Origin of the sequence: Bacillus pumilus (assembly GCF_009937765.1) — a bacterium.
Lineage (GTDB): Bacteria > Bacillota > Bacilli > Bacillales > Bacillaceae > Bacillus > Bacillus pumilus_O.
Genome location: NZ_CP047089.1, coordinates 3,122,667 through 3,149,645, shown reverse-complemented (window position 1 = coordinate 3,149,645; position 26,979 = coordinate 3,122,667). Strand labels below are relative to the sequence as shown.

Annotated in this window: 29 protein-coding genes and 1 pseudogene; 24 read left to right on the top strand and 6 right to left on the bottom strand. The window is 40.5% G+C overall.

The window, feature by feature from the left end; all coding sequences use genetic code 11:
• The first annotated feature begins 10 nt into the window (after positions 1-10).
• The 5 genes and pseudogenes from GPS65_RS15640 to GPS65_RS15620 all read left to right on the top strand — a co-directional run bounded on the left by GPS65_RS15640 (position 11) and on the right by GPS65_RS15620 (position 4,254).
• Positions 11-787: a metal ABC transporter ATP-binding protein gene (locus tag GPS65_RS15640; protein ID WP_012010597.1), complete on the top strand. Its 777-nt coding sequence runs from the start codon at positions 11-13 to the stop codon at positions 785-787.
• The gene (locus GPS65_RS15635; RefSeq protein WP_012010596.1) at positions 787-1,647 is read left to right on the top strand and encodes a metal ABC transporter permease; all 861 of its coding nucleotides are present in this window, start codon (positions 787-789) and stop codon (positions 1,645-1,647) included. Before GPS65_RS15640 ends, GPS65_RS15635 begins: the two co-directional genes overlap by 1 nt.
• Positions 1,625-2,053 (top strand): zinc uptake transcriptional repressor Zur, encoded by a 429-nt coding sequence (zur, locus tag GPS65_RS15630; protein WP_144481941.1) that lies wholly within the window; start codon positions 1,625-1,627, stop codon positions 2,051-2,053. The genes GPS65_RS15635 and zur overlap by 23 nt, the downstream gene beginning before the upstream one ends.
• A 237-nt stretch (positions 2,054-2,290) precedes the next feature.
• Positions 2,291-3,116, top strand: a pseudogene (locus GPS65_RS15625) (leucine-rich repeat domain-containing protein).
• 220 nt (positions 3,117-3,336) lie between these two features.
• Positions 3,337-4,254 carry an ROK family protein gene (locus tag GPS65_RS15620; RefSeq protein WP_144481940.1) on the top strand — a complete coding sequence of 306 codons (918 nt, stop codon included), beginning with the start codon at positions 3,337-3,339 and terminating at the stop codon, positions 4,252-4,254.
• An 18-nt stretch (positions 4,255-4,272) separates the two neighbouring features.
• Here the strand turns inward: GPS65_RS15620 and GPS65_RS15615 are convergent, their stop codons facing one another.
• Entirely contained in the window at positions 4,273-4,851 is a 579-nt protein-coding gene (locus tag GPS65_RS15615; RefSeq protein ID WP_144457657.1) for a 5' nucleotidase, NT5C type, read from the bottom strand.
• Positions 4,852-4,990: 139 nt separating this feature from the next.
• Here GPS65_RS15615 and GPS65_RS15610 point away from each other — a divergent pair, with 139 nt between their 5' ends.
• Positions 4,991-5,353 (top strand): DUF308 domain-containing protein, encoded by a 363-nt coding sequence (locus tag GPS65_RS15610; RefSeq protein ID WP_003217474.1) that lies wholly within the window; start codon positions 4,991-4,993, stop codon positions 5,351-5,353.
• Positions 5,354-5,399: 46 nt separating this feature from the next.
• Here the strand turns inward: GPS65_RS15610 and ispG are convergent, their stop codons facing one another.
• Both ispG and GPS65_RS15600 read right to left on the bottom strand, forming a co-directional pair.
• Positions 5,400-6,512: a flavodoxin-dependent (E)-4-hydroxy-3-methylbut-2-enyl-diphosphate synthase gene (gene ispG, locus GPS65_RS15605; RefSeq protein ID WP_003217392.1), complete on the bottom strand. Its 1,113-nt coding sequence runs from the start codon at positions 6,510-6,512 to the stop codon at positions 5,400-5,402.
• Between the two features lie 105 nt (positions 6,513-6,617).
• The gene (locus tag GPS65_RS15600; protein WP_012010590.1) at positions 6,618-6,920 is read right to left on the bottom strand and encodes a hypothetical protein; all 303 of its coding nucleotides are present in this window, start codon (positions 6,918-6,920) and stop codon (positions 6,618-6,620) included.
• 189 nt (positions 6,921-7,109) lie between these two features.
• Here GPS65_RS15600 and GPS65_RS15595 point away from each other — a divergent pair, with 189 nt between their 5' ends.
• Positions 7,110-7,655 (top strand): GNAT family N-acetyltransferase, encoded by a 546-nt coding sequence (locus GPS65_RS15595; protein WP_041815737.1) that lies wholly within the window; start codon positions 7,110-7,112, stop codon positions 7,653-7,655.
• A gap of 55 nt (positions 7,656-7,710) precedes the next feature.
• Here GPS65_RS15595 and GPS65_RS15590 read toward each other — a convergent pair whose 3' ends face one another.
• Positions 7,711-8,481, bottom strand: coding sequence for a DUF1189 domain-containing protein (locus GPS65_RS15590; RefSeq protein WP_144457659.1), 771 nt, complete (start codon positions 8,479-8,481; stop codon positions 7,711-7,713).
• 143 nt (positions 8,482-8,624) lie between these two features.
• On the opposite strand from GPS65_RS15590, the gene GPS65_RS15585 reads away from it, so the two are divergent.
• The 9 genes from GPS65_RS15585 to pstB (GPS65_RS15545) all read left to right on the top strand — a co-directional run bounded on the left by GPS65_RS15585 (position 8,625) and on the right by pstB (GPS65_RS15545) (position 18,227).
• On the top strand, positions 8,625-9,110 hold the full coding sequence (locus tag GPS65_RS15585; RefSeq protein ID WP_012010587.1) for a DUF456 domain-containing protein: 486 nt from the start codon (positions 8,625-8,627) through the stop codon (positions 9,108-9,110).
• A 186-nt stretch (positions 9,111-9,296) separates the two neighbouring features.
• Positions 9,297-9,905, top strand: coding sequence for a superoxide dismutase SodA (sodA, locus tag GPS65_RS15580; RefSeq protein WP_007501264.1), 609 nt, complete (start codon positions 9,297-9,299; stop codon positions 9,903-9,905).
• A 122-nt stretch (positions 9,906-10,027) separates the two neighbouring features.
• Positions 10,028-11,314 carry an MFS transporter gene (locus GPS65_RS15575; RefSeq protein ID WP_012010586.1) on the top strand — a complete coding sequence of 429 codons (1,287 nt, stop codon included), beginning with the start codon at positions 10,028-10,030 and terminating at the stop codon, positions 11,312-11,314.
• Positions 11,315-11,436: 122 nt separating this feature from the next.
• Positions 11,437-13,572 (top strand): peptidoglycan D,D-transpeptidase FtsI family protein, encoded by a 2,136-nt coding sequence (locus GPS65_RS15570; protein ID WP_144481938.1) that lies wholly within the window; start codon positions 11,437-11,439, stop codon positions 13,570-13,572.
• A gap of 214 nt (positions 13,573-13,786) precedes the next feature.
• On the top strand, positions 13,787-14,704 hold the full coding sequence (locus GPS65_RS15565; protein ID WP_012010584.1) for a phosphate ABC transporter substrate-binding protein: 918 nt from the start codon (positions 13,787-13,789) through the stop codon (positions 14,702-14,704).
• A gap of 79 nt (positions 14,705-14,783) precedes the next feature.
• The gene (pstC, locus tag GPS65_RS15560) at positions 14,784-15,710 is read left to right on the top strand and encodes a phosphate ABC transporter permease subunit PstC (protein WP_012010583.1); all 927 of its coding nucleotides are present in this window, start codon (positions 14,784-14,786) and stop codon (positions 15,708-15,710) included.
• A complete protein-coding gene (pstA, locus tag GPS65_RS15555) occupies positions 15,710-16,594 on the top strand; it encodes a phosphate ABC transporter permease PstA (RefSeq protein ID WP_003217489.1) in 885 nt (294 codons plus the stop codon). The genes pstC and pstA overlap by 1 nt, the downstream gene beginning before the upstream one ends.
• 23 nt (positions 16,595-16,617) lie before the next feature.
• Positions 16,618-17,430, top strand: a complete 813-nt coding sequence (gene pstB / locus GPS65_RS15550; RefSeq protein WP_119125119.1) for a phosphate ABC transporter ATP-binding protein PstB — start codon at positions 16,618-16,620, stop codon at positions 17,428-17,430.
• A 14-nt stretch (positions 17,431-17,444) separates the two neighbouring features.
• A complete protein-coding gene (gene pstB / locus GPS65_RS15545; protein ID WP_034661307.1) occupies positions 17,445-18,227 on the top strand; it encodes a phosphate ABC transporter ATP-binding protein PstB in 783 nt (260 codons plus the stop codon).
• A 42-nt stretch (positions 18,228-18,269) separates the two neighbouring features.
• Here the strand turns inward: pstB (GPS65_RS15545) and GPS65_RS15540 are convergent, their stop codons facing one another.
• Positions 18,270-18,770: an endolytic transglycosylase MltG gene (locus GPS65_RS15540; protein WP_119125118.1), complete on the bottom strand. Its 501-nt coding sequence runs from the start codon at positions 18,768-18,770 to the stop codon at positions 18,270-18,272.
• The gene (locus GPS65_RS15535; RefSeq protein WP_003217285.1) at positions 18,767-19,114 is read right to left on the bottom strand and encodes a hypothetical protein; all 348 of its coding nucleotides are present in this window, start codon (positions 19,112-19,114) and stop codon (positions 18,767-18,769) included. The genes GPS65_RS15540 and GPS65_RS15535 overlap by 4 nt, the downstream gene beginning before the upstream one ends.
• Positions 19,115-19,534: 420 nt before the next feature.
• Here GPS65_RS15535 and rpmG point away from each other — a divergent pair, with 420 nt between their 5' ends.
• From rpmG to GPS65_RS15495, 8 genes are all read left to right on the top strand, one after another.
• Positions 19,535-19,684, top strand: coding sequence for a 50S ribosomal protein L33 (rpmG, locus tag GPS65_RS15530; protein ID WP_012010579.1), 150 nt, complete (start codon positions 19,535-19,537; stop codon positions 19,682-19,684).
• A 48-nt stretch (positions 19,685-19,732) separates the two neighbouring features.
• Complete coding sequence (locus GPS65_RS15525; RefSeq protein WP_088000378.1) at positions 19,733-20,293, top strand: 5-formyltetrahydrofolate cyclo-ligase; 561 nt, start codon at positions 19,733-19,735, stop codon at positions 20,291-20,293.
• A gap of 236 nt (positions 20,294-20,529) precedes the next feature.
• On the top strand, positions 20,530-20,703 hold the full coding sequence (locus GPS65_RS15520) for a hypothetical protein (protein WP_017367602.1): 174 nt from the start codon (positions 20,530-20,532) through the stop codon (positions 20,701-20,703).
• A gap of 86 nt (positions 20,704-20,789) precedes the next feature.
• Positions 20,790-22,328 (top strand): rhomboid family protein, encoded by a 1,539-nt coding sequence (locus tag GPS65_RS15515; RefSeq protein ID WP_119125117.1) that lies wholly within the window; start codon positions 20,790-20,792, stop codon positions 22,326-22,328.
• A 70-nt stretch (positions 22,329-22,398) separates the two neighbouring features.
• Positions 22,399-22,602 carry a YqgQ family protein gene (locus GPS65_RS15510; RefSeq protein WP_008342322.1) on the top strand — a complete coding sequence of 68 codons (204 nt, stop codon included), beginning with the start codon at positions 22,399-22,401 and terminating at the stop codon, positions 22,600-22,602.
• Between the two features lie 13 nt (positions 22,603-22,615).
• Entirely contained in the window at positions 22,616-23,569 is a 954-nt protein-coding gene (locus tag GPS65_RS15505; protein ID WP_119125116.1) for an ROK family glucokinase, read from the top strand.
• A 213-nt stretch (positions 23,570-23,782) separates the two neighbouring features.
• Entirely contained in the window at positions 23,783-25,702 is a 1,920-nt protein-coding gene (locus tag GPS65_RS15500; protein ID WP_119125115.1) for an LTA synthase family protein, read from the top strand.
• Between the two features lie 86 nt (positions 25,703-25,788).
• Positions 25,789-26,913: a M14 family metallopeptidase gene (locus GPS65_RS15495; protein ID WP_119125114.1), complete on the top strand. Its 1,125-nt coding sequence runs from the start codon at positions 25,789-25,791 to the stop codon at positions 26,911-26,913.
• Positions 26,914-26,979 lie beyond the last annotated feature (66 nt).

The window sequence follows — 26,979 nt, the reverse complement described above, 5'->3', positions numbered from 1 at the left end:
GGAAAGATTCATGGCAAAGCCAATTATTGAAATGAAGGACATTTCGTACTCGTATGGACAGAGAAATGTCATAGATCACATTCATTTAACAGTAGAGGAAGGGAACTTTCTAGCACTTGTTGGACCGAATGGATCTGGTAAAACAACCTTATTAAAATGCCTGCTTGGGCTCATTAAACCACAGCAAGGCGAATTAAAACTATTTGGCACGCCTGCTTCTAAATTTAAAGACTGGGACCAAATTGGATTTGTTTCTCAAAAGGCGAATAGTTTTAATACAGGTTTTCCTGCTTCTGTTTACGAAGTCGTCGCAAGTGGGTTGACGGCGAAAATAGGATTATTTAAACGAATGAGCAAGCAGGACAAATGGCAAGTTGAGGATGCCATTCGCTCAGTTGGGATACAAGATTTGAAGCATCAAAACATTGGGGAACTTTCAGGCGGTCAACAGCAGCGTACCTTTATTGCCCGTGCGCTTGTCAGTCAGCCCAAGCTGCTTATCTTAGATGAACCAACGGTTGGGGTAGACCAGCGGACAGTAGAAGGCTTTTATCAGTTGCTAGAAACATTAAACAAAGAAAAAGGAATGTCTTTAATTCTCGTCACACACGACGTGGGCACTGTTTCTGATAAAGTCACCCATGTGGCTTGCTTAAATCAGACACTTCATTTCCACGGTGATGCAGAAACGTTTGATTCAATGGATGATCAAGCGCTATCCCAATTTTACGGACATGACATTCAAGTGATTCATCACGATCATCACCATCATGGGGGACATGAATAATGCTATTTCCATTTTTTCATTATGAATTCTTACAAAATGCGTTTATCGCAGGAATGCTGATCGGCTTTATTGCGCCCTTGCTTGGTGTATTTATCGTCGTGAGAAGGCTTTCGCTGATTGCAGACGCCCTCAGTCACGTTTCACTTGCCGGTATTGCAGCAAGTTTATTCCTTGATAAAAAGTTCGGCCTCTTGACAGGGGTGAGCCCGCTATACTTAGGGATGGCGTTTTCAGTTGCAGGTTCGTTATTTATTGAACGCCTGCGATCTGTGTATAAGCATTATCAGGAACTGGCGATCCCTATTATTTTATCAGGTGGTATTGGGATTTCCGTCATCTTCATTTCACTAGCGAATGGCTTTAATACAGATTTGTTTAGTTATTTGTTCGGAAGTGTCAGTGCGGTGTCGAGATTAGATCTTTGGATTGTTGTTGGAATCTCACTCATTGTGGTGTTAGTTGTCGTGCTTTTATATAAAGAATTATTTTTACTTTCTTTTGATGAAGAGCATGCAAAGGCTTCTGGTATTTCAGCGAAATGGATTCATTTCATTTTTATCTTAGTTGTCGCACTTGTCATTGCGGCATCGATGCGTATCGTAGGTACACTGCTTGTCTCTGCGCTCATGACACTTCCTGTTGCGGCAAGTATCCGCATTGCCAAAGGCTTCAAACAGGCGATCTTCCTTTCGATCTTGTTCGGTGAATTGTCTGTATTGGCAGGGTTGATCTTAAGCTATTACCTAGATTTAGCGCCAGGCGGAACCATTGTGATGCTGTCCATTTTGATTTTAATCGGATGTATTTTTATTGGGAAATTCAAAAGGGGGAATCATCATGAACGTACAAGAAGCGCTTGATTTATTAAAAGAAAAAGGCTACAAGCATACAAGCAAACGTGAAGACATGCTTCAACTGTTTTCTGATTCTGATAAATATTTGACTGCTAAAAATGTGCTGACGGCACTAAGTGAAGACTATCCAGGTCTTAGCTTTGATACGATTTATCGAAACCTGTCACTATATGAAGACTTAGGTATATTAGAAACAACGGAATTGTCAGGAGAGAAGCTTTTTCGTTTTAAATGCTCCTTTTCTCATCACCATCATCATTTTATATGTCTCGCATGTGGTAAAACAAAGGAGATTGATGCCTGCCCTATGGACAAATTAGACGCCGATCTAGAGGATTATCACATTAGCGGACATAAATTCGAAATATACGGAACGTGTCCTTCTTGCGAACCGAAGGAAGTTCATTCATAAAACAGTCAGCCGCAGAGTAACGGGTTCTGTTTTAAGGTAGAAAAAATAGATCCGTCATTTAATGAGGACTCCAATTCATATTTGAATTGGAGTTCTTTTATTTGAGGCATTTTACTAACTACTCTTGTTTTTTTGGAAGAAATATCGACAGGAGCTAACGATGTTAATGTTTTAACAGCAACATTCTGATAAAATTAATGTAGAAATTCCGTCATTCGTAGATGTGGAGGTAAAAGAATGCTAAAAGAACACTCACAATATATTTTTCATTTGGATGAACGACCAGAAGTTGTTCGTGATTTAGCCGATGTAGATGAAGATTCCACTGAATTGTTAATTACAGGGAAAACAAAAAATATTGACAGGTTGAAATCTTTTTCTAACCTGACGAAATTGTGGATTTACAAAGTGCACCAAAAGGAATTCGATACGATCTTGAGCTTAGTTAATCCCAAAATGCTCTTTGTACATGAAATGAGAGTAGAAGATAGAAGATTTATCAATCATTAGTTCTCTTAAGGATCTTGAGGTATTGGCACTTGAATGGAATACAAAGGCACAAAGTTTATGGGATTTATCAAAAAACACTTATTTAAAGTCTTTATCAATAACAGATTTTTCAAAGTTAAATGACATAGCCCCTTTGCAAAAAAACACTGGTTTAGAATTGTTACAATTGTCAGGCGGGGTTTGGAATGCATTAAATTTACATACTCTTCAACCATTAAGATACCTTAAGAATTTAACATATCTGTGCCTGTGCTTATCTAATATAAAAGTGAAGGACGAGTCTTTAGAGCCAATATCGGAATTAGAGGGACTCAAGGAACTTGAAATTTCGAATCAGTTCCCGACAGAAGAATATGCTAGGTTATCTGTAACCCTTCCAAATACGAAGTGTGATCGTTTTGCGCCATACATTTTTTTAGCAAGTCCTATTGTTGATAAAGATGTGATGGTTATTGGAAAGCGAAAACCGAAATTAAATTCAAAAGTTGATGGGAAAAAATTAAAAAAGTACGAAGAACAATTTAAGGCGTACCAAGAAAAGTATATCAATTAACTTGAAAAGCAATGGTAAATCAACTCCATTGCTTTTTCTATTGTTCATCCAATAATGGTGTTCTATTGATATTTTCTACTTCAAAACTGAAACCGTTAGCCGCAGAGCTGCGTTTTCTCTTGTCTTTTTGAAAACGTTTTACAAAGGGCGGCTGTTTCATTAAAATGAGAACAAGGTACTGAAGAAATTTGTGTCTTTTGGAGTAAAGGGAGGGTCAAAAGTGGCGTATTATGTCGTGTTTGATGTAGGCGGAACGAGAACAAAACATGGATTAATGGATCAGGAGGGGGAGCTGGTCACGAGTGGTGACTATGAAACGAACTGTCGTCAGCTTGAACCGTTTTTAGAAACGATGGCGGATGTGGTCAAGCAATATCAGAAAACGTCAGATGTCAGCGGAATCGCGATTAGTCTTCCGGGCTTTGTGGACAGTGAAACAGGTTATACAGAATTTGCAGGAGCCATCATTGCCTTAAATGGTCAAAATCTAAAAACTCTTTTAGAAGAGAAAACCTCTCTTCGTGTTGAAGTCGAAAATGATGCGAACTGTGCAGCTCTTGCAGAAAGATATAGTGGTCATGCGAAAGAGTGTGACAGTTTTATTTGTATGACGCTTGGCACAGGTGTTGGAGGTGGTATTTTCGCTGGTGGTCAACTTGTGCGCGGAGCTTCCTTCCGCGGCGGTGAATTTGGCATGATGCTGACAGAAACAGACAATGGACAATTTACAACACTCAACAGCAGTGCTTCAACGGCGGGTTTAATTCGCAGCTATAAAGAAAAACAAGGCATTCCCCAAAGTACTCAAATAGACGGTCAAGACATTTTTGAAAAGGCAAAGCATGATCCGTCCATTGAAAAACTAGTGGATCAGTGGTACAAGCGAATCGCCATTGGCATTTACAATGTAGCAACCGTCCTTAATCCAGAGAAAATCCTCATTGGCGGCGGTGTAAGTGCAAGACCAGATTTGCTATCAAACATTGAGAAACATTTACATACTCTGCCTGCGTGGAAAAACATTCAAGTGATGGTGGAAACGTGCTATTACTTGAATCAAGCAGGCATGAAGGGAGCACTATACCATTTTCTCATGACAGAAGGGCAGCTTGTTCTATCAAACAAGCCGATACATTAGAGTATCGGCTTTTCTGTATTAATAAGCAGTTTCCAAACGCTGCTCGTATTGTTTGATCCATTGAGATGCTTCCTGCCAGTTGTTGACGCGTATAATCCTGTCATCAATGGGCATTTGATTATATGGGGAGTTAAAAAGAATAACCGGGATGTCAGCCTCTTTTGCAATCATTGTGGCATTCCCATGATGATCTTCGAAAAACACATCAATCTCGTGCTTCTGGACAGCTTCGAGCTTATGATGACCGCCAACCAGCTCAATGTCATCATAGTGCACGTGATGTTTGTGGAACCACTCATAGGTGATATCCGCATGATGCTGCCTTCTTGCTGTAATATAGATCAGCCTGTGCTGATGTTTCATTTGATCAAGAATCTCTTTTGCGTCCTTAGCAGGCTTTGCCTGTTTATATATAAGAGGCTCATGCTGATTCATCCAGCCCCAAAACTCTTCTTGTGAAATATTTAAAAGCTTCGTCAAATCATATTCTGTCATATCTTCTAGTGTCATGGCACATTGGAACGACTCATTTAAATAGGGAACAAAGGTGTCCTGCGCCGTCACTGTGCCATCAATATCAATTCCTAAACGTAACATGCCCACACTCCTCATTTTTATACTCTTAAAGTGTAACATAATCAATTCACAATTCCAGCAAGTTTTAGCAAACATGAAACAGACATTTTTGCTCATACTAAAAAAGCTCCTTTCTATTAACCAAAAGGGGGAATTGATCATGGAAAGAGACGAAGATTTCAGAAGAAATGATCGTGAAATCGACACACACTTTAGTAATGATGATGGCTATCTAGAGGAAACAGCTGCTGAAATTGCAGAGCCATATCAGGCTTCAAGAGATCGAGTAGATAGACGAGAACGTGACCAAGTAGGTGACGATTCAGGCAGTAAGGGGATAGGCTATACAGCCCTCGCGATTGCGATTATCTCGTTATTTGTCTTGCCGGTGCTATTAGGAGTAGCGGCAATCGTCGTTGGTTATATTGCAAGAAGAAAAGGAGCACATGCGCTTGGCGCATGGTCAATCGGGATCGGAATTGTTTCCGTCATCCTAGGCATATTTATCACCCCGTTCTTTTAACAAGAACAACAGAAAAACGCCTGACAGTGACGTCAGGCGTTTTTTGTTATGCGTTGGCTTTTGCTTTTTCAGCTTCCATTTTTGCATAGTGCTCTTCAGCAATTTTATCGATTTCTTTTTTCAGTTCTTCAACCATCGTTTCTTCTGGTACTTTACGAACAATTTCACCTTTACGGAACAATAGACCTTCGCCTCTAGCGCCGGCAATTCCGATGTCAGCTTCACGCGCTTCCCCTGGACCATTTACAGCACAGCCAAGAACAGCTACTTTAATCGGTGCTTTAATTGTGGAGATATATTCTTCGACTTCATTTGCAATGCTAATGAGGTCAATTTCGATTCGTCCACAAGTTGGGCAAGAGATCAGTGTTGCTGCATTTGCTGCAAGACCAAATGATTTCAACAGTTCGCGTGCTACTTTTACTTCTTCAACTGGATCAGCACTTAATGAGATGCGGAGTGTGTTCCCAATCCCCATATTCAAGATAGCACCTAGACCAGCTGCACTTTTGACCGTACCTGCAAATAATGTACCTGATTCTGTAATCCCAAGGTGAAGAGGGTAGTCAAATGCTTTTGCTGCTTTTTCATATGCCTCAATCGCTAGGTTGACATCAGATGCTTTCATGCTGACGATGATATCATGAAAATCTAGATCTTCAAGAATTTTAATGTGGTGCAGTGCACTTTCAACCATACCATCTGCTGTTGGGTAACCGTATTTATCAAGAATTTTTTTCTCTAATGAACCAGCGTTTACCCCAATACGGATTGGAATGCCTTTTTCTTTTGCTGCTTTCACAACTGCTTCGACTTTTTCTCGTCTTCCGATGTTCCCTGGATTGATTCGAATTTTGTCTGCACCTGCTTCAATCGCTTTCAGTGCAAGCTTGTAGTCAAAATGAATATCGACAACAAGCGGGATGTTGATTTGTTTTTTTATGTCTGCAATCGCATTTGCTGCACGCTCGTCTGGGCATGCGACACGCACGATTTGACAGCCTGCTTCTTCAAGACGCTTAATTTCAGCTACTGTCGCTTCGACATCATGTGTTTTGGTTGTTGCCATACTTTGAATGACAACCTCATTATTTCCACCTATAGTTAAAGGTCCCACTTTGACGGGACGCGTTTTAGTACGATGTGTGACTTCACTCACTTGTCAATCGCTCCTTAGTGTACAAGCAATCATTTGCTATGTACGTCTTGTTTTACAGTTCATATTGTAACAGTCTCTTTGTATGAATGACAAGGAATTAACGTTTTATCTCTTATATACCGGAAACTTATATGTGCTGCCTGCCCGAATTTCGTTTGCTTTGACGCCTTGATTCAGCTCTTCGAAATCCTCAATGACTTCATCAAGTGGCTTACTTGTATGAACGATAGAGACGACGGTTTCACCTTGTTTCACCGTGACCTTCTTATATGCTTTTTTCTCAGCCGTTTGAAAGGCATTTGCAGGAACTGCTGGACCTTCTTCAACGGGGATGGTGCCATTTTTCAAATCAAAAAAGATAATAAAGAGGACAAACAAACTGATTAGCAAAAAAATAATACGCCGCATTTCACTCACCGCTTTTAAGAGTTTACTTCAGTCTATGCATGTGCTGAAATGATAGAACCAACATGAGAAGAAAAGCTGGAAAGGAAGGTTCTAGTTCGTTCTAGTGTGTCTTGTAATGAATTTACGTTCGGCGGTGCTTTATCAAGCATCTATCACGATTATGATAAAATAAGAACAGGGGGAGAGTTTTTGAAGAAAATCGGTCAGCATATATATGTGAGAGTGCTAACAGAAAAAGATGCACAATCACTACTTACACTTGAGCTTGAGAATCGCTCCTATTTTCAGCAATTTACACCTTTGGTGAAAGACGATTTTTTCACGTTGTCTCGTCAAATTGAACGAATTCAGCGCAGTGTGGAAAGATGCGCGCAGGATGAAGCCTATATGCATGGTATTTTCTTAAATGAAACAGATGGCTTAATTGGGACAATCTCTTTAAGTTCTGTCGTAAGAGGTCCGGTAGAGGGAGCTTGGCTAGGGTATGTACTTGATGAAAAGCATGGTGGGAAAGGGTATATGACAGAAGCCATTCGTTTAATCATCGATTATGCTTTTGATGAGCTGCACCTGCATCGTATTGAAGCTGGAGTAAAGCCGAGTAATATAGGTTCCATTCGTGTGCTGGAAAAGACAGGTTTTGAAAATGAGGGACTGAATCGTAAAAAAGTAAAGATTAATGACGTATGGGAAGATCATTATTTGTTTGCGATCATTCATCCGGATGAATCATAGAGCACGCACATACATAAAAAGCTCCTCCGAGTTGGGGGAGCTTTCATATACTTAATTAATTTTTAACAAGTGGTTTATGTTTAGCGGGTATTTCCTTTACAACAAGGTATAAGAAGATAAAGTTAATGACCCAATTTAATAAAAATGAATTCGCAACAGGTGTGTTTAATGCGCTCATGATGGCGAAAAAGACTGTTGTTAATGTGAGTGAGTAAGCAGAGAGTTTCCACAGCATTTGGAAGGAAAGCTCTTTTTGTTGCATGCGTTTAATAAATGTACCAAGCATCGCAAGGAAAGTTGCGCTAATGAACATGAGAGCCGCAGTTGATAGATATAGCAGCACACAGATGACTGGGATAATAATCGCTTGATTCTGATTTGTCACGCGGGCAAGTTCGTCTTTTGTCAGCGTTCCACCAAGCAGCTGATACGGAATATCTGTCATTTGCCCATCGATGGCAATCACTGCTTTTTCTTTTAATAATGCGATGGCCGTTTGCTTTGATTCAAGCTCACTTGCTTTTATTTTTTCAGCAGGATCAAAAAAGATCGTAATGCCGTTTTCTTCTTTTTCTATCGGTTCACTTTGATCCGCTTGAAGCTTTCCTTTTTCGATTGAGAAATCAGGTAAATCTTTTTTGATCACATGCTGAAATCCTGACATCGCATTTGAGATCTCTTGGCTCATATGATAACCCTGAGGAACTGCTGCGATGATCGAAAGGATAAAAATGAATAAAATTGCTTTTCCAATCCCTGTAAACCGTGCTTTAGCAATATCTTTTGGTGAATAAATGCCTTTTAACAATAATTTAAATACGTTCAATCAATTCACTTCCTACATTCTTTTCTATTTCTCATATTGTATCAATGTCTATCTAACAAGTACAAGTATGGCCTTCATTGCTGGTTAAGATAGAAGGAATGAGGCATAATGAATACAGCAAATAAAAAGGAGGCGGCTGTGACTTGGACGTGCTGTATTGGATTCTCATTATTTGTGCATTTATCATTGCATTTGTTGGACTTGTTTATCCAATTATCCCTAGCGTGGTTTTTATCGTTCTCGGATTTATTCTATATGGTTTCTTTTTCAGCTTCGAGCCGCTGACACTGACGTTTTGGCTCATTCAAGCCGTGTTTACCGCAGTATTATTTGCGGCAGATTATGTCTCAAATCTTATTGGGGTCAAGCGGTTTGGTGGTAGCCGTGCAGCTATTTGGGGAAGTACCATCGGGTTATTAGTCGGTCCCTTTGTCATTCCGATTGCAGGAATTATCATTGGTCCATTTATCGGAAGTGTTATTGCAGAGCTCCTTGTTCATCAAAAAGATGTGAAGACAAGTGTGAAAGTAGGATTAGGCTCATTAATCGGATTTATATCAGGGGTATTTGCCAAAGGATTGATCCAAGCGCTGATGCTGGGCATCTTTTTATTCTATGTCCTTCGATAAATAGAAAAAAGGAGTTTAAAACTTTTTCCAAAGGGCTAAATACAAAATAAACACTGAAATGTTTCAGATCATGAGCAATAACGTTGAAACAAGCCAATTCTTTTGATACTCTTTGAGTAGGGTGAATTGCTTGCTTATACCTAAGGAAGCATTTCAGTACATACATTTCTAAGGAGGAATTTAACCATGGCTTTTAAACTTCCAGAATTACCATATGCTTACGATGCATTAGAACCACATATCGACAAGGAAACAATGACGATTCACCACACAAAACACCACAACACATACGTAACAAACTTAAACAAAGCAATCGAAGGTGTATCAGCTCTTGAAGATCAATCAATCGAAGAGCTAGTGGCTAACCTAAACTCTGTGCCTGAGAACATCCGTACAGCTGTACGTAACAATGGCGGAGGACATGCTAACCACTCATTATTCTGGACGCTTCTTTCACCAAACGGTGGCGGCGCACCAACTGGTGAACTTGCAGATGCAATCGAAAAAGAATTAGGCGGATTTGAAAAATTCAAATCTGATTTCGCTGCAGCAGCTGCAGGACGCTTTGGTTCTGGTTGGGCATGGCTTGTTGTGAACAATGGCAAACTTGAAATCACAAGCACGCCAAACCAAGATTCTCCTTTAACTGAAGGAAAAACACCAATTCTAGGACTTGACGTTTGGGAGCATGCTTACTACCTAAACTACCAAAACCGTCGTCCTGATTACATTTCAGCATTCTGGAATGTTGTGAACTGGGATGAAGTGGCTCGCCTTTACAGCGAAGCTAAATAAATCATTTGATTTGAAAAGACCTGCTCTTTAGAGAAGCAGGTCTTTTTATATTTTCCCTCCTTTTTTTACATATCTGCCTTTTGATGAGACAGACTATTGTGTAGAAAAGGAGAATGAAATATATGAGCAGATTAAAGAAAATGTTCGGGGACATGGATGTGACAAGAGATTTAATGCTCCTCCTCACGATTGGCGGATTATATGCACTTGCCATTGCGCTTTCTAATACGTTTGTAAACGTGTATTTATGGAAACAGTCTGGGAAATTCACCGATCTTGCGATTTACAATCTGGCTATTGTTGTGCTGCAGCCGATTACATTTTTATTCGCAGGCAAGCTCGCTAAAAAAATAGACCGGGCGTTTGTCCTTCGTTTCGGCGTTATCTTCTTAGCTGCTTTTTACTTAATTGTCTTAATAGCAGGAGAGCACGCAGCAGCGCGGCTTGTTTTATTAGGGAGTGTCCTTGGGATCGGTTATGGCTTTTACTGGCTTGCTTTTAACGTACTTACCTTTGAGATCACCGAGCCCGAAACAAGAGATTTCTTTAATGGATTTCTCGGCGTGCTGTCATCTACAGCTGGCATGATCGGTCCTCTTATTGCGGGGATTGTCATATCGCAATTAACAGATGATACAGGCTATACGGTGATTTTCACGTTATCGCTTTTTTTGTTTTCACTCGCGGTTGTGATGAGCTTTTTCCTCAAGAGAAGGCAGTCCAAAGGGAAATTCATCATCAAGCAAATATGGAAAGAACGTCATGCTGACGAGAATTGGCGTAGGATTACAACAGCTCACTTTTTTCAAGGGCTTCGTGAAGGAGTCTTTGTCTTCTTAATCAGTGTCTTTGTGTTTATCGCAACAAACAGTGAACTTGCTCTTGGGACATTTGGTTTGGTGAACTCAGGTGTTGCTTTTTTCGCTTATTTCTTCGCTACGCGTTTGATTAAGAAAAAGTGGCGTAAGAAAGCCATCATGCTTGGCGGGCTGATTTTATACGGAGCCTTGTTCTTAATCGTCTTTCACTTGTCCTATGTATCACTTCTCATGTATGCGGTCGCCATTGCGATAGGATATCCGCTTCTGCTTGTTCCATATGTATCCTTAACATACGATGTCATCGGTCATGCAAGGTATGCAAGGAAAGCCCGAATTGAATATATTGTGGTCAGAGAGCTGTTTTTAAATGCTGGCCGTATTTGTTCTATTTTGTTGTTTCTTTTGTCTGTCACTTTACTTGGTGATGAGCTCGGGATACCTGCATCTCTCGTTGTGCTTGGAGCGGGACATACCCTCATTTATTTCTTTGTAAAAGATATTCATTTGAAAGAAAAAACTGCTGATATGAAAGAGGCAGACGGTCAAAAGCCAGTTTCTCAGACGAACCTTATTAAGGGAGAAAGGTAAAATTTCTTACCAATGGAACATCAAATTTCTAGATAAATAATAGAAAAACCGCTAAAATGATGATGGCACCTTTTATACACAAAAAGGGGTGCCATTTCTTTCTTGATAGAAAAGGTGATGTGATGAGAAACAAGAAAAGCAAAAAAGACGCGAAGGAAGGGCGCAAAACACTTCCACTCCGGCTGAATTTACTATTTTTAGCTGCGTTTATTATTTTTACTGGTGTTGTTGTAAGACTCGGATTTGTACAAATTGTCAATGGAGAAGATTATAAAAAGCAGGCAGAAAAACAAGAGGATGTAAATGTCAGCTCAGCTGCTCCGCGCGGAAAAATTTACGATCGAAATTATAATACGATTGTCAGCAATAAAGCGCTAAATGCCATTACATATACGAGAACCTCGACGACTTCACAAGAAGAGCGGCTCAAAGTGGCTACAAAATTAGCGGATATGATACATGTGAGTACGAAAAAAATCACAGATCGTGACAAAAAAGATTTCTGGATTTTAACGCATCCGAACGAAGCGAAAAAGCTTGTTCAAAAGGAATCAGAATTAAAGGGTGACGATAAGGTCGCTGATGATAAATTATATGAGCTTCAGCTGAAACGCATCACGGACAAGGAATTAAATCAACTGACGAAAAAAGACTTACAAGTGCTTGCGATTAAAAGACAAATGGATGCAGGGTATGCACTTACGCCTCAATTCATTAAAAATGATGATGTAAAGCCAAGCGAAATTGCTTACGTCTCTGAGCATTTGGACGAGTTGCCAGGTGTGGATGTCACAACAGATTGGTCACGCAGCTATCCGTATAAAGGACTGCTCCGCAGTATGCTCGGCAGTGTGTCTTCAAGTGATGAAGGACTTCCGCAGTCACTACTTGAACATTATTTATCGCTCGGCTACAGCCGAAATGATCGTGTAGGAAAAAGCTATTTAGAATATCAATATGAAGATGTCCTGCAAGGACAGAAGGAAAAAGAGCAGAGCACAACTGATAAAGAGGGCAATGTAACAAGCTCTAAAGTGCTAACAGAAGGAAAGAGCGGGAAAGACCTTGTGCTTACCATTGATATTCAACTACAAAAGGCAGTTGAAAAGATCATTGAAAAGAACTTAAAAAGTGCGAAACAAAGAGGCGGGACAGAGCTTCTTGATCGTGCGTTTGTTGTCATGATGGACCCTAGAAATGGAGAAGTTCTCTCCGTTGCTGGGAAACAGATTTCAAACAAAAACGGAAAATACAAATTTGATGACTACGCATTAGGAACAATGACATCATCCTATGCGATGGGCTCAGCCGTAAAAGGAGCCACTGTACTGACTGGCTATAAAACAGGTGTGATTCATATTGGAAGTACCCAGTACGATGAACCTCTGTACATCGCGCAGTCACCACCTAAGAAATCCTATCAAAATATGGGACTCATTAATGATTTAACGGCACTTGAGCGTTCATCTAACGTGTATATGTTTAAAACAGCGATTGCTGTTGGAAAAGGGGAGTATCGTAAGAACCAACCGCTCCCAATCGATCCGAAAGCTTTTGATACATTCCGTTATAATTTCAGTAAATTTGGTCTTGGGGTCAAAACAGGAATTGACCTGCCAAACGAAGCGACAGGCTACCGAGGAACGTCTACACAATCTGGACTCCTGCTTGACTATGCAATTGGACAGTATGATACGTTTACACCGCTGCAAATGGCGCAATACGTTTCAACGGTTGCCAATGGCGGATATCGTTTACGTCCGCAGCTTGTGAAAGAAGTGAGAGAGCCAGATCCGCAGCGCGGCATTGGTGCTGTAACAGAATCCGTCAAACCAGACGTATTGAATAAACTAGACATGACAAGTGATCAGATCAAGCGTGTTCAGCAAGGGTTCAAGCTTGTCATGCAGAACCCAAGAGGGACAGCCTACTCGAACTTTGGCAACAAAAAGTATAACCCAGCTGGCAAGACAGGAACCGCTCAATCATTCTATGACGGCCCAATTAAAAGCAAACGCGGCACACCAACATACAACACGACACTTGTGGCGTATGCGCCTGCTGATAACCCAGAAGTGGCCATTTCCGTCGTTGTACCATGGGTGTATCAGGACTACAATCAGCGCTATCCAATTACAAATGATATCGGTGAACAAGTATTAGACAAATACTTTGAGCTAAAATCAAAACAGGAAAGCAATGATACACAAGCGAAGAACAAAAATAAAATTGAAAATGAAGCAGAAACAAATGACTAGACCTTTTCTAGGTAAAAACGCTCACTTTTTGTGGGCGTTTTTTTACGTTTTCTTCAAAAATTCCGAGATAAATTGACAAAATACATAAAAAACATCGCAAGATCTCTACAAAACTTCGACATTTACAAAACCTTAACATTCCATTTAAACGAAATTAATAAAGAACCTTTAATGTATAACTCGTAGGACAAATTATTCAGGGGGTATTCTTGAAATGAAAAAGAACAAATTATGGCTGCTTACTTTCCTTACAATCGCATTGTTAGCATTCGTTACAGCATGCGGAAACAGCAGCTCAAGCGGAGATTCAAAAGACAGTAAAGGAAATGCTTCAAACAAAGATGAGGCATCAGGTTCCATTACCATCTCAGGATCATCTGCGATGCAGCCTTTAGTTCTTGCGGCAGCAGAAAAATTCATGGATAAACATCCAAAAGCCGATATTCAAGTACAAGCCGGCGGTTCAGGAACAGGGCTTTCTCAAGTGTCAGAAGGATCTGTACAAATTGGTAACTCAGATGTATTCGCAGAAGAGAAAGACGGGATCGACGCAAAAGCTTTAACAGACCACAAAGTAGCAGTTGTTGGAATGGCTGCAGCTGTAAACCCTGAAGTGGGTGTCAAAGACATCTCAAAGGACGAATTGAAAAAAATCTTCACTGGTAAAATCAAAAACTGGAAAGAGCTTGGCGGGAAAGACCAAAAAATCACTCTTGTGAACAGACCTGACTCTTCAGGAACTCGTGCAACATTTGTGAAGTATGCACTTGATGGTGCAACACCTGCAGAAGGAATCACAGAAGATTCTTCAAACACAGTGAAAAAATTGATTGCAGAAACACCAGGTGCGATTGGATACCTAGCATTCTCTTATTTAACAGATGACAAAATTACACCGCTTAGCATTGATGGTGTGAAACCGGAAGAAAGCAATGTAGAAAGCGGTAAATATACAATTTGGGCTTACGAGCATTCTTATACAAAAGGTGAGCCGGATGGTCTAGCAAAACAATTCTTAGATTACCTCATGAGTGATGAAGTACAAAAAGAAATCGTCAAAGATCAAGGCTACATCTCAGTTTCTAATATGAAAGTAGAAAGAGACGCAACAGGCAAACAAACAGATAAGTAATAGGTCTTGAATTGCTGATGAAGGAAAAGTGGAGCTTTTCACTTTTCCTTTTATGACATTCATAGGAGTGTAGAAAAAGATGAAGCAGATAGAACATACAGAAGCGAGCGATCGACTGATTCGCTCGAAGAAAAATAGGCAAATGGATGAAGTAAGAGGAAGTATTTTGGTGAGATTCTGCGCATTCTTAATGATCGCTGTATCGATCGCCATCACCATCTTCCTTGGTATTAAGGGTTTACAATCTTTCATCGTAAATGGTGTAAGCCCAATTGAGTTCTTAACCAGTATCAATTGGAACCCAACAGCAGAAAACCCGCAGTACGGCGCATTTCCTTTTATTTTCGGATCAATTGCCGTCACGCTCCTATCGGCACTTATTGCAGCGCCACTAGGCATTGCAGGCGCAATCTTTATGACAGAAATTGCACCTGCTTGGGGACGTAAAATCCTCCAGCCAGTCATCGAATTGCTTGTAGGGATTCCATCCGTTGTTTACGGATTCATAGGTCTTACAGTATTAGTGCCGTTTATCGGTCACTTCAAGTCAAGCGGGTCAGGGCATAGCGTGCTAGCAGGAACGATTGTCCTGTCTATTATGATTCTGCCAACCGTTACATCTATTGCGACTGATGCAATGGGTTCACTACCAAAAAGTTTACGTGAGGGATCGTACGCATTAGGTGCAACAAGATGGCAAACGATTAGACGTGTGCTTGTACCAGCAGCTCTGCCAACATTAATGACAGCGGTCGTTCTTGGCATGGCTAGAGCATTCGGCGAAGCCCTTGCTGTACAGATGGTCATTGGAAACACGCGTAATTTACCAGAGAGCATTATGGATACAGCTGGTACATTAACAACCATTATTACGTTAAACATGGGTCACACAACGTATGGAAGTGTTGAGAATAATACACTTTGGTCAATGGGGCTTGTCCTTCTAGTTGTATCATTTATGTTCATACTCATTATCAGATACTTGTCGTCTAGGAGGAAGATTTAATGAATAGCAAAATGACCGATCGTTTTGCCACATTTATATTTGGATTATGTGCAGCCATTATTACGGCGATTCTCGTTGGTTTGTTTTCTTATATCATTTTCAACGGTGCAAAAGAATTAAATTTCGACTTTTTAACAACCCGCTCAAGTGCGATTGGCTCTGGCGGCGGTATCAGGGATCAGCTCTTTAACTCGTTTTATATTTTGTTTATTACGATGCTGATTACAGTACCGCTTGGCGTCGGCGGTGGCGTGTATATGGCAGAGTACGCGCCTCAAAACAAAGTCACAGATTTTATTCGTACATGTATTGAAGTGCTGTCTTCGCTTCCATCTATCGTCATTGGTATGTTTGGTTTACTCATGTTTGTGAATTTAACAGGCTGGGGCTATACGATCATTGGGGGAGCTCTTGCACTCACTGTGTTTAACCTGCCGGTGATGGTCAGGGTCACAGAAGATGCGCTGCGCTCAGTACCGAAGGATCAAAAGGAAGCATCTCTTGCGCTTGGTGTAACGAAGTGGCACACAGTCAAAACAGTCCTTATTCCAGGTGCGCTTCCATCTATTATCACTGGTGCGATTTTAGCATCAGGAAGAGTCTTTGGTGAGGCGGCAGCCCTTCTTTTTACAGCAGGTCTCTCTACACCGCGCCTTGATTTCACAAACTGGAGTCCTTTTTCTGATACGTCACCGCTGAATGTATTTAGACCGGCAGAAACATTAGCCGTTCATATATGGAACGTCAATACACAAGGAATCATTCCAGATGCAGAGGCCATTGCAAATGGTGCATCAGCTGTACTTGTGCTTTCAGTCTTATTGTTCAACTTAGCAGCTAGATGGCTTGGTTCATTTATTCATAAAAAGCTTACGTCAAAATAATGTGAGAGAGGTGTGAAGGGGATATGGTTCAAATGCTAGCAGAAAAAAAAGAGATTGCAGCGAAAAAGGCTCCACTTCAAGCGGAACAGATTTTACAGGTGCAGGATTTAAGCATTTATTATGGTGAAAAAAGAGCGGTCAATCACATTTCATTTGAGATTGAGAAGAATGCGATCACCGCATTAATCGGCCCATCCGGCTGCGGGAAGTCTACCTTTTTACGTAGCATTAACCGGATGAACGATTTAATTCCAGGTGCGAAAAGTGAAGGGGCGATCATGTACGAAGGATTAAATATTTTGGATGACCGTATTAATGTCGTGAATTTAAGAAGAGAAATCGGGATGGTCTTCCAAAAACCAAATCCTTTTCCTAAATCGATCTACAATAACATCACCCATGCGTTAAAGTATGCTGGGGAAAAAAGAAAATCTGTGCTTGATGATGCGGTTGAAGAAAGCTTAACAAAGGCGGCGTTATGGGATGAGGTCAAAGATCGTTTGCACCGATCCGCTTTGTCATTGTCAGGCGGTCAGCAGCAGCGTCTTTGTATTGCCCGTACACTTGCGATGAAACCAAGTGTCTTGCTATTAGATGAACCTGCTTCTGCCCTAGACCCTATCTCAAATGCGAAAATTGAAGAGCTATTAGGTGAATTGAAAAATGATTATTCAATCGTCATTGTGACACACAACATGCAGCAAGCGCTCCGTGTATCTGATCGTACGGCCTTTTTCTTAAACGGAGATCTAGTAGAATATGATGCCACAGAACGTATCTTTACACGTCCTGCGCAGCAAAAAACAGAAGACTATATCAATGGTCGATTTGGATAAGGCGGGTGGATTTGATGAATGCAGTAGCAACTGAAACAGCAAAAAAAGAAGTGTTTCGTGTGAATGATATGAACCTTTGGTATGGACAGCATCATGCATTGAAGCATATTGACTTAGCGATTAGAGAGCATGAAGTCACAGCGATTATCGGCCCGTCTGGCTGCGGAAAGTCAACGTTTATTAAAACGTTAAATCTTATGGTCAAAACAGTGCCAGGTGTGAAAATCACCGGGGATATGATGTATAAAGATGACAACATTTTAAAAGGTCGTGTCGATTTAGTCGAGCTGCGTAAAAATGTCGGTATGGTGTTTCAAAAAGGGAATCCATTCCCTCAGTCAATTTTTGATAATGTCGTATACGGACCAAGAATTCATGGAGTTAAGAGCAAGCAGCAATTGAAAGAAATCGCGGAAAAAGCGCTTCGAGATGTTGCCCTATGGGATGAAGTGAAAGATCGATTAAGTGCTCCCGCTCTTGGCCTTTCTGGTGGTCAGCAGCAGCGTCTTTGTATCGCAAGAGCCATTGCTACAAGCCCAGACATTTTATTAATGGATGAACCAACATCAGCACTTGATCCTGTTTCAACATTAAAGATTGAAGAATTGATTATGAAATTGAAAGAGAAATATACGATTGCCATTGTGACGCATAACATGCAGCAAGCGGCTCGGGTATCAGACCGAACGGCCTTCTTCTTAATGGGGGAGCTTGTTGAAGTCAATGATACGAATGTGATGTTTTCTGAGCCAAACGATCAAAGAACGAATGATTATATATCTGGTCGATTTGGATAAGAAAAACCCCCTGGAGGCCAGTGCCGCCAGGGGGTTTTGTTGTTATTTTGTTAAGGCTTTGACGATCTGTTTAAACGTCATTCCTGTTTTTAAATTGAATTTGCCTGCACGAATTTCTTTATGGTAACCGGCGTCAATCACGTAATCATTGAAATCTTTAGACGAGTTGATGATGCCGTCCTTTTCAAGCATGTCTGAAACATCACTTGTACTCATACCGTTTTTAATCACAAATTTGATTGATTTGCCTTTAGGTTTGTCCTCTTTTTGTTGATCATTCTTAGAATCGCCGTCTTCATTTGCCTTCAGCGCTTTTTCCTTATAGTCAAGAAGCTGCTGGTACGTTTCGCGGCTGACAGTGACTTCTTTTTTGGAGTCTAAATAGTTTTTCACGTCTTTGTCTGTTACTTTCTGTGCGAGGGTTTCTTTTGTTGTTGTATCAGCTACTGCCTCGTCTTTTCCAGTGAGGAAAAAAACGATCGCCAGAACCCCAGTTGCAAGAATCATACCTGCTGCAAACGTTTGGATGCTTTTTTTCGTCATACAAGCACCCTCTCGTTGTCTTTAATGATCATATTGACATCTTCTACAGATACATGCTCAGCGCGCGCAATGGCTTCAGGAGACATGCCATTTTGATGCTTTGAAATGATCTGTCTTGCAATGGAAGGATCAATTTCAGAATGTTTGCGAACGACGATGTTTGTTTCAAGTAATTCTTCTTCAAGCACTTTCATTTTCTTTTTCAGTTTATAGATTTCTTGCATTGCAGATAGTTGAAGTGTTTCAAGTTCCTGCTCGACTTCTTTAATCGGCTCTCTTTGAAAATATGAGAATGCGATCAGTACAATACTGACAACAAGCAATCCGATAATTGCAATTTCCATGTTTCATCACCTTTTATTCATATTTTAATGCTGAAAGCCATAAAAGGCTTTCAAGATTGTTTCAGACAGTTTTCGACCCTTCTTTTTTATACCATAAAAAAGCTAGTTTCAAAAGGAATTGCTGAAGAAAATCACCTTTTTTTCATCTTTTTTCTTTTTATATGTAAAACGGGTATGAAAACCTTGCTTCGCTGTCAAAATAAATGAAAGCGGCGGGGAGAAGAGGGGTCTCATGTATACAGTACGACAAAGGATCAGGTTTTATAGGGGAGAAGATGATTTTTCATGACATAACCATGCGATATATCAGTGAATGCACTCAAAATGAAATTGGTGAAAAAACATTCTAGCATTCCTAAGCTAGAAGTGGTATTATAGTTAGGTCTGAATGTGAATTGATTTTAGTTTGGAGGGAAAAATATGCGCGTAAATATTACTCTAGCTTGCACTGAATGCGGTGAGCGTAACTATATTACTAAAAAGAATAAGCGAAACAATCCAGATCGCGTTGAATTCAAAAAGTATTGCTCACGTGATAAAAAACAAACTGTACATCGTGAAACAAAGTAAGCAGCAGGGAATTTTCCTGCTGTTTTTTTATGATGGGAGATGATCTGTATGAAAAAGGAGCTTCGCCTTCAAACATTAGCCAAGCTTGATCAGATAAGCGCGGAAGAATTTGAGCGCAGTACCGCTTTACTTCATGAGCACTTATTGCAGCTGCCAGCATGGAAACAGGCAAAAACGATTGCTTTGACAATGTCTAGAGGAAAAGAGATTCCGACATTGCCTCTGATTAAAAAAGCGTGGGAAGAAGGAAAAACAGTATGTATCCCTACCTGCTTTCCGAAAACAAAAGAGATGACCTTTTATGAATATACACCCGCAACAAAGATGACATCCAGCTACTTTGGACTATTGGAGCCCGATCCTCTTGAGTCTACAGTTGTACATAAAGAAGCCATCGATTTGATCATTGTCCCTGGGGTGTGCTTCGATCAACGTGGTTACCGGATTGGATTTGGTGGCGGCTATTATGATCGCTACTTAGCGGACTATCACGGAGTAACGATTGCCCTCTGTTTGTCTTTACAGCAAATCAAGCATGTGCCCTCAGAAGCACACGACATACCGGTATCTATGATGGTCAGTGAAAAAGGCACGTTCTATCAAAGGTAAAAGTCCGCTCATTGTCCAAAGAACGGGCTTTTTTGTGTTTCATCGAAATTGTAAGCTGCCTCATACGTTCAAGGATTTAATCGACCATCATCAGAGTGTGAAGAGGTCTATTACATTCAATCAAAAGAACGAGGGATTAGATTGTAAAAGCAGAAAGCATTGTCAGCGATAAAAATAATGGTTCATGCATAAACAAATCCTATTTAAGCCACGATACGAACATAGGAGGGAATATGATGAATAAAATGATTTGGAGCATTGTGTTCACACTGTTTGCATTCGTTCTTGTGCAAAATCGTTATCGGCTCATGAATTTGATCTTAGGTCAAAACCAAGTGCGTCACTTTTTTATTAAGTGGCTGATGAAAATCCCATATTTTCGGACGAAATTTATTCGCCAAGCATTCTAATCCCGCAAACGCCGGGATTTTTTTGTTCAGAAATGCGGATTAGAACGATTCTTGTTATAATAATGTAAAAAATGGAGCGCGAATGAATGAATGTCATAGATAGTTTATTTTGGCGAGTTGTTGATGAATTAAGACAAAAAGGGTACGAGATGGTTCAAAGTCCGTATCCAGAAGATGAAATATTTTTCGAAGCACCACGAAACTCAGGATATGATCTTATCCGTCTATATAGAAAAGATGTGAATTTTAGACAGGAGATCGTTCGAGATATTGAAGAGCAGACGTATCGGATGAATCAACTGAGAGAGGCCATGCGTAAACGGTCTCTTCATCTCTTACAGCTCCAATTTACAGCTGACCACCCTGTAGATGATTGGGAGGACCTAAACGGTCAGCCGCAAAAACATCAAAAGGTGACCGTTACACCTGTATTACTGAATGCAGATACTCTTCAACACGACGTGAACGAGCTGCAAAAATGGCTCAATACATCGCTCACAGTGGATGTAGAAGAGGCAAAAAGAGACGCAGCCGAAGATGTCATCCAGCTTAAAGTGAACGTACTTCAAGCATTTGATGATCAGGAAAAGCAGCGTGAACGAGAACGGGCCGTTTTTCAAAATGGCAGACCGATTTTCACCTACCTGCTCATCGCTGTTCAAGTGGTGATGTTTCTTTTACTTGAACTATTCGGCGGAAGTACCAATACGGCAACTTTAACAGCGTTTGGTGCTAAAAGTAATGGGCTGATCTTAGAGGGAGAATGGTGGCGCCTGATGACACCAATGTTTTTGCACATTGGCTTGACACACTTACTCTTTAATACATTTGCTCTTTGGTCTGTAGGAGCGGCTGTGGAGAGAATTTATGGCTCATGGAGATTTTTGCTTATCTATTTCATTTCCGGCATTTTCGGTTCAATTGCGAGTTTTGTCTTTAATACCGCCATCGCAGCCGGTGCATCAGGTGCGATCTTTGGATGCTTAGGTGCACTATTATATTTGGCAATCTCTAACCGCAAGCTCTTCTTTCGGACGATGGGGACAAATATTATTGTGATTATCCTCATCAATTTAGGAATCGGCTTTACCGTATCAGGTATTGATAACGCGGGGCACCTTGGCGGTCTGGTTGGCGGTTTTTTAGCTGCTTTAGCTGTCCGTCTCCCTAAACAGGTGCAGCCTGTCAAGATGTTTCTTGCTAGTATTGTACTACTGCTGATTGGTGGTTTTGGATTGTATACAGGGTTTCATTCAGACGATCAAAAGGAAGCAGCGGCAGTAAATGAGGCAGCAAGTCTATTTGACGATAAGAACTATAGCGAAGCAAGTAAGCGTCTAGAGGAATATGTACATCAAAAAGATGCATCAGCCGAGGCTCTCCATATATATGCACTATCGGAAGCGCAGCTCGGACACCTTGACAAAGCGATTGGCTTTTTACAAAGGTCACTTAAAAAAGATCCAGATGATCCAAATAAACTGTATCATTTATCGTTGTTGTACGTAGAAAAAGGGGAGACAGCGAAAGCAGAATCTCTAATAGAAAAAGGATTAGACCAAGATCCAAAAAATGATCAATTGTTAAAGCTGAAACAATATATTGAAAACACGCAAACACATTGAATGACTTGACTGAAAGCGCATTTATGAATACGCTTATCCTATCTGTTGATGAGAAGAAATGGTGGAAACAATGAAAACGTTATATGATGTACAGCAGCTACTCATGAGATTTGGAAATTATGTGTATTTCGGAGATCGTGAAGTGGAATTAGAATTTATGGCAGATGAACTAAAGGAAATGTATACATCGGGCATTATTGACCGGACCGAATGGTCAAACGCAATGACGATTCTTCAAATGGAACTAGCCAAATTAAATCGAAAAACAATGTGAAGGTGGAGGGCATATGATAGGGGATTGGTTTGTAGGAGTTGATCTTGGCGGTACGACAATTAAGCTTGCGTTCATTAATCTATATGGTGAAATTCAGCATAAGTGGGAGATTCCTACGGATAAATCAGGGCAGACGATCACAGTCGATATTGCCAAATCAATAGACCACAAATTGGCCGAAATCAGTATGCCCAAATCAGCACTGATTGGGATTGGAATGGGTGCACCTGGACCTGTAGATAAAGTATCTGGGATTGTCTATAAAACAACGAATCTAGGCTGGACAAACTATCCACTCAAAGATCACCTAGAGGCAGAGACAGGACTTCCATCTGTCATCGAAAATGATGCGAATATTGCTGCGCTCGGTGAAATGTGGAAGGGTGCAGGAGATGGCGCAAAAAACATCCTGATGGTCACACTTGGTACAGGTGTTGGCGGCGGCATTATTGTAAATGGTGAAGTGGTTCAAGGTGAGACAGGGGCTGGAGGAGAAATTGGCCATATTTGTGCCGTCCCATTCCAAGGAGCACCGTGTAACTGCGGAAGAACGGGCTGTATTGAAACCATTGCATCTGCGACTGGCATCGTTCGGCTTGCAAAGGATCAATTAGTCACAGAGCAGCATACCTCTTCACTTCGTACAGTCACGTCACTGACTGCAAAGGATGTGTTTCAGGCAGCTGAAAGTGGAGATGACCTTGCCATGCGTGTCGTAGAAGAAGTGACGACTCATCTTGGTCTTGTCTTAGCGAATCTTGCCAGTGCGTTAAACCCAACAAAAATTGTGATTGGCGGCGGTGTTTCAAAAGCAGGTGAGCTTCTTCGCAGTAAAGTAGAGCGTGTTGTTAAGCATCACGCTTTTCCGCCTTGCGCTGATGATGTCGAAGTCGTGATTGCCTCTCTCGGAAACGATGCAGGTGTCATTGGCGGTGCATGGATGGCAAAAAACAAATGGTTGTCTTAAACAAAAAAGTCATCATGATGTCATTTTCATTAAAAAAAGCGATAGATGGGCATGAAATGAAATGTTTAGCATATTCATAAGTTTGTCATGAGGAAAAAGACATTGATTTTCCAGCACATACAGGATAAGATATAGTTTAGTTATTTTTGAAGAAGCACCAATAATTAGGGTGTATCCCTAGCTTGAGTGCTCGCTTAGCATAAGGAGGTTACAATGCGAAAGAAAAGATTAAAGGCGATTTCATTTTTACTGATTGCGACTTTGCTCATGTGGGTCAAAACCTATGTTATCTATAAATCTAGCTTCAATATTAAAATAGAAAATTTCATGCAGGAGTTTATCCTGTTTATTAACCCGCTTAGCTTTCTCTTGTTTATCTTCGGTATCGGTTTATTTATGAAAGAAAAAAATCGCAATCGATATATCATCGTCATGAGCTTTATTTTGACATTCATTTTGTTAGCTAACATTGTGTTTTATCGATTCTATAGTGATTTTCTAACCATCCCCGTCCTATTTCAAACAAACAATATGGGTGACCTCGGGTCAAGTATTACCTCTTTAATTGAACCAGTCGATTTATTGATGTTCGTGGATATCATCATTTTAATGTGGCTCTATAAAAAACAGCCTTCCTTTAGAACGGATATCACCATTTCACGAAAAGAACGAGCAGCGTATTATTTATTTGTGGCAGCCACTTTCTTCTTTAACCTAGGTTTGGCTGAAACAGAAAGACCGGAACTGCTCACCCGCTCATTTGACCGTGAGATGTTGGTGAAAAATATTAGCTTATATAATTTCCATATTTATGATGGCGTGTTGCAATCGAAGCAATCTGCTCAACGAGCCCTTGCTGACAGCAATAGCTTAACGGAAATAGAAAACTATGTAAGCGCAAATCAAACTGATCGTAATGAAAAGACGTTTGGTCAAGCTAAAGGACGAAATGTCATCCTTGTCTCACTTGAGTCTACTCAGAGCTTTGTGGTCAATGAAAAATTAAATGGGAAAGAAATTACCCCATTTCTAAACAAACTAATCAAGAAAAGCTACAACTTTACTAATTTCTATCATCAAACAGGTCAAGGAAAAACATCAGACTCGGAGTTTATTGTTGATAACTCTCTCTACCCACTTGGAAGAGGGGCTGTGTTCTTCACAAACCCAAGTAATGAATATACAGCGACACCTGAGCTGTTAAAGGATGAAGGGTACCATTCTTCTGTTATTCATGCGAATAACAAAAGTTTCTGGAACCGTGACCTCATCTACGATAGCTTTGGCTACGACAAGTTTTTTGATATTAAATCATTTGATGTGAATGAAGAGAACTCAGTTGGCTGGGGCTTGAAAGATGGTCCATTCTTTGAACAGTCAGCGGAATTGATGAAATCGATCCCGCAGCCTTTCTATACGAGATTGATTACATTAACGAATCACTTTCCATTTGATTTAGATGAAGAAGATAAGCTTATTGATGAATATGATTCTAAGAGCAAAACGTTAAACAAGTTCTTTCCGACAGTTCGATATCAAGATGAGGCGCTGAAGATTTTCTTTGAAAAAATGAAGGAAACAGGTTTGTACGAAAACTCCATCTTTGTTTTATATGGGGATCACTATGGAATTTCAGAAAACCATAACGAAGCAATGGGACAATTTTTAAATAAAGAGATTACGCCATTTGAAGAAGTACAGCTTCAAAAAGTCCCGTTTGTTGTACACATTCCAGGGATCACAGATCAACATCCAAAAGAAATTGATACGGTAGGCGGACAAATTGATATTCGTCCAACTATACTCAATCTTTTAGGAGTCGATACAAGTAAACAAATTCAATTTGGTCATGATCTTTTATCAAAAGATAAGAATGATTTAACGGTGCTTCGTGATGGCAGCTTTATTACGAAGGACAGTGTTTTCACAGATGGTGTTTGCTACAATAAAAAAACGGGTGAGCCAAGAGATGATGAGACTGTTTGTCAATCTTATGAAGAGAAGGCAAAGCAAGAGCTCCAATTCTCTGATCAGATTATCTACGGGGATCTCCTTAGATTTTATGACCGGAACAACCCGGACCATTCTCCATCCAAAAAAGAAGATGAAACGAAGCTGAAAAAGGCGTCCTAACATATGAGAAAACCTCTGTTATTTTTACATGCAGAGGTTTTCTTTTTTTGTCTGCCAGTTCATATAGTATGGGAGGAGGGATGTAAATGAAGACAACGTCGTTTGGGAAAATTGAATGGCAGCTGGATGAAGAGGAAAAGGATCATGTGGCAAAGCAGCTAGGGATAGGGAATGCGGCTTTCCATTTATCCAATCAAATAAGCACTGAGTATCTCCTTTTACCAGGATATCGACTTCCGGAAGGCATCCATTCATTTTCTTCCATAGGTGAGCTGCAGAAATTTATTGCGCCTTACAGGCTGCAGCAATCGGATGATTGGATCAATGGAACCTTTGAATATGATAGTGCTCAATTAGAAGAAGAGCTAAGCCGGTTGAAAGCCGCATTTCCTTTTCTTCAAATTAGTGTCATAGGTCATTCAGTGCTTGATACACCTATATATGAAATCCGAACAGAGCCTGTTCAGCATTTACATTCTATTCATTTGAATGCCTCTTTTCATGCAAATGAGTGGATCACGACGTCAGTTTTAATAAAATGGCTGAAATCGCTTTGTTTAGCTGCATCTGACCCGGTGCAAGCAAGACATCATGAAGCGATTCATATTCTGCGAACCACGGCTCTCTCCATCGTACCCATGGTCAATCCAGATGGTGTGGACCTCGTACGGAATGGTCCAGAGTCACTAGGTCTCAGCAGTGAAGAATTTACACCGCTACTTGGAAGATATGCTGATTACCAAGAATGGAAAGCAAATATAAGAGGGGTGGATTTGAACAATCAATTTCCTGCTTATTGGGAGATCGAATACTACCGTCATGAGACGAAGGCTCCGTCTAATCGAGGTTTTCCTGGATATAAGCCGCTAACAGAGCCAGAAGCGAAAGCGATGGCAAATCTAGCGTTACGAAAACGCTTTGACCGGCTTGTTGCTCTCCATACACAAGGAGAGGAGATATACTGGGGCTTTCTTGGTCATGAACCAGCCATCTCAAAAGAAACGGTCAAACGATTCGAGCAAGTAAGCGGCTATAAACCAGTTCAATATCTTGATAGCTATGCAGGCTATCGCGATTGGTTTATTTATCAATGTCACAATGAGGGCTATACAGTCGAGCTTGGCTTAGGAAAAAATCCTCTTTCCATGAATCAATTCGACACCATTTATGAGAAAACAAAGCGATTGTTATGGGAAGCATGTAAGTGTTAAAAAAGCACCTGTCAGGTGCTTTTTTACATTTGAACATGAAGCAATTTCTTATTGTCAATAAAAATA

What these genes read in the sequence shown, in the direction of transcription:
- GPS65_RS15640 (WP_012010597.1), top strand. Translation starts at nt 11, where the DNA reads ATGGCAAAGCCAATTATTGAAATGAAGGACATTTCGTACTCGTATGGA.
- GPS65_RS15635 (WP_012010596.1), top strand. Translation starts at nt 787, where the DNA reads ATGCTATTTCCATTTTTTCATTATGAATTCTTACAAAATGCGTTTATC.
- zur (WP_144481941.1), top strand. Translation starts at nt 1,625, where the DNA reads ATGAACGTACAAGAAGCGCTTGATTTATTAAAAGAAAAAGGCTACAAG.
- GPS65_RS15615 (WP_144457657.1), bottom strand. Translation starts at nt 4,851, where the DNA reads ATGTTACGTTTAGGAATTGATATTGATGGCACAGTGACGGCGCAGGAC.
- GPS65_RS15610 (WP_003217474.1), top strand. Translation starts at nt 4,991, where the DNA reads ATGGAAAGAGACGAAGATTTCAGAAGAAATGATCGTGAAATCGACACA.
- GPS65_RS15600 (WP_012010590.1), bottom strand. Translation starts at nt 6,920, where the DNA reads ATGCGGCGTATTATTTTTTTGCTAATCAGTTTGTTTGTCCTCTTTATT.
- sodA (WP_007501264.1), top strand. Translation starts at nt 9,297, where the DNA reads ATGGCTTTTAAACTTCCAGAATTACCATATGCTTACGATGCATTAGAA.
- GPS65_RS15575 (WP_012010586.1), top strand. Translation starts at nt 10,028, where the DNA reads ATGAGCAGATTAAAGAAAATGTTCGGGGACATGGATGTGACAAGAGAT.
- GPS65_RS15570 (WP_144481938.1), top strand. Translation starts at nt 11,437, where the DNA reads ATGAGAAACAAGAAAAGCAAAAAAGACGCGAAGGAAGGGCGCAAAACA.
- GPS65_RS15565 (WP_012010584.1), top strand. Translation starts at nt 13,787, where the DNA reads ATGAAAAAGAACAAATTATGGCTGCTTACTTTCCTTACAATCGCATTG.
- pstC (WP_012010583.1), top strand. Translation starts at nt 14,784, where the DNA reads ATGAAGCAGATAGAACATACAGAAGCGAGCGATCGACTGATTCGCTCG.
- pstA (WP_003217489.1), top strand. Translation starts at nt 15,710, where the DNA reads ATGAATAGCAAAATGACCGATCGTTTTGCCACATTTATATTTGGATTA.
- pstB (WP_119125119.1), top strand. Translation starts at nt 16,618, where the DNA reads ATGGTTCAAATGCTAGCAGAAAAAAAAGAGATTGCAGCGAAAAAGGCT.
- pstB (WP_034661307.1), top strand. Translation starts at nt 17,445, where the DNA reads ATGAATGCAGTAGCAACTGAAACAGCAAAAAAAGAAGTGTTTCGTGTG.
- GPS65_RS15540 (WP_119125118.1), bottom strand. Translation starts at nt 18,770, where the DNA reads ATGACGAAAAAAAGCATCCAAACGTTTGCAGCAGGTATGATTCTTGCA.
- GPS65_RS15535 (WP_003217285.1), bottom strand. Translation starts at nt 19,114, where the DNA reads ATGGAAATTGCAATTATCGGATTGCTTGTTGTCAGTATTGTACTGATC.
- rpmG (WP_012010579.1), top strand. Translation starts at nt 19,535, where the DNA reads ATGCGCGTAAATATTACTCTAGCTTGCACTGAATGCGGTGAGCGTAAC.
- GPS65_RS15525 (WP_088000378.1), top strand. Translation starts at nt 19,733, where the DNA reads ATGAAAAAGGAGCTTCGCCTTCAAACATTAGCCAAGCTTGATCAGATA.
- GPS65_RS15520 (WP_017367602.1), top strand. Translation starts at nt 20,530, where the DNA reads ATGAATAAAATGATTTGGAGCATTGTGTTCACACTGTTTGCATTCGTT.
- GPS65_RS15515 (WP_119125117.1), top strand. Translation starts at nt 20,790, where the DNA reads ATGAATGTCATAGATAGTTTATTTTGGCGAGTTGTTGATGAATTAAGA.
- GPS65_RS15510 (WP_008342322.1), top strand. Translation starts at nt 22,399, where the DNA reads ATGAAAACGTTATATGATGTACAGCAGCTACTCATGAGATTTGGAAAT.
- GPS65_RS15505 (WP_119125116.1), top strand. Translation starts at nt 22,616, where the DNA reads ATGATAGGGGATTGGTTTGTAGGAGTTGATCTTGGCGGTACGACAATT.
- GPS65_RS15500 (WP_119125115.1), top strand. Translation starts at nt 23,783, where the DNA reads ATGCGAAAGAAAAGATTAAAGGCGATTTCATTTTTACTGATTGCGACT.
- GPS65_RS15495 (WP_119125114.1), top strand. Translation starts at nt 25,789, where the DNA reads ATGAAGACAACGTCGTTTGGGAAAATTGAATGGCAGCTGGATGAAGAG.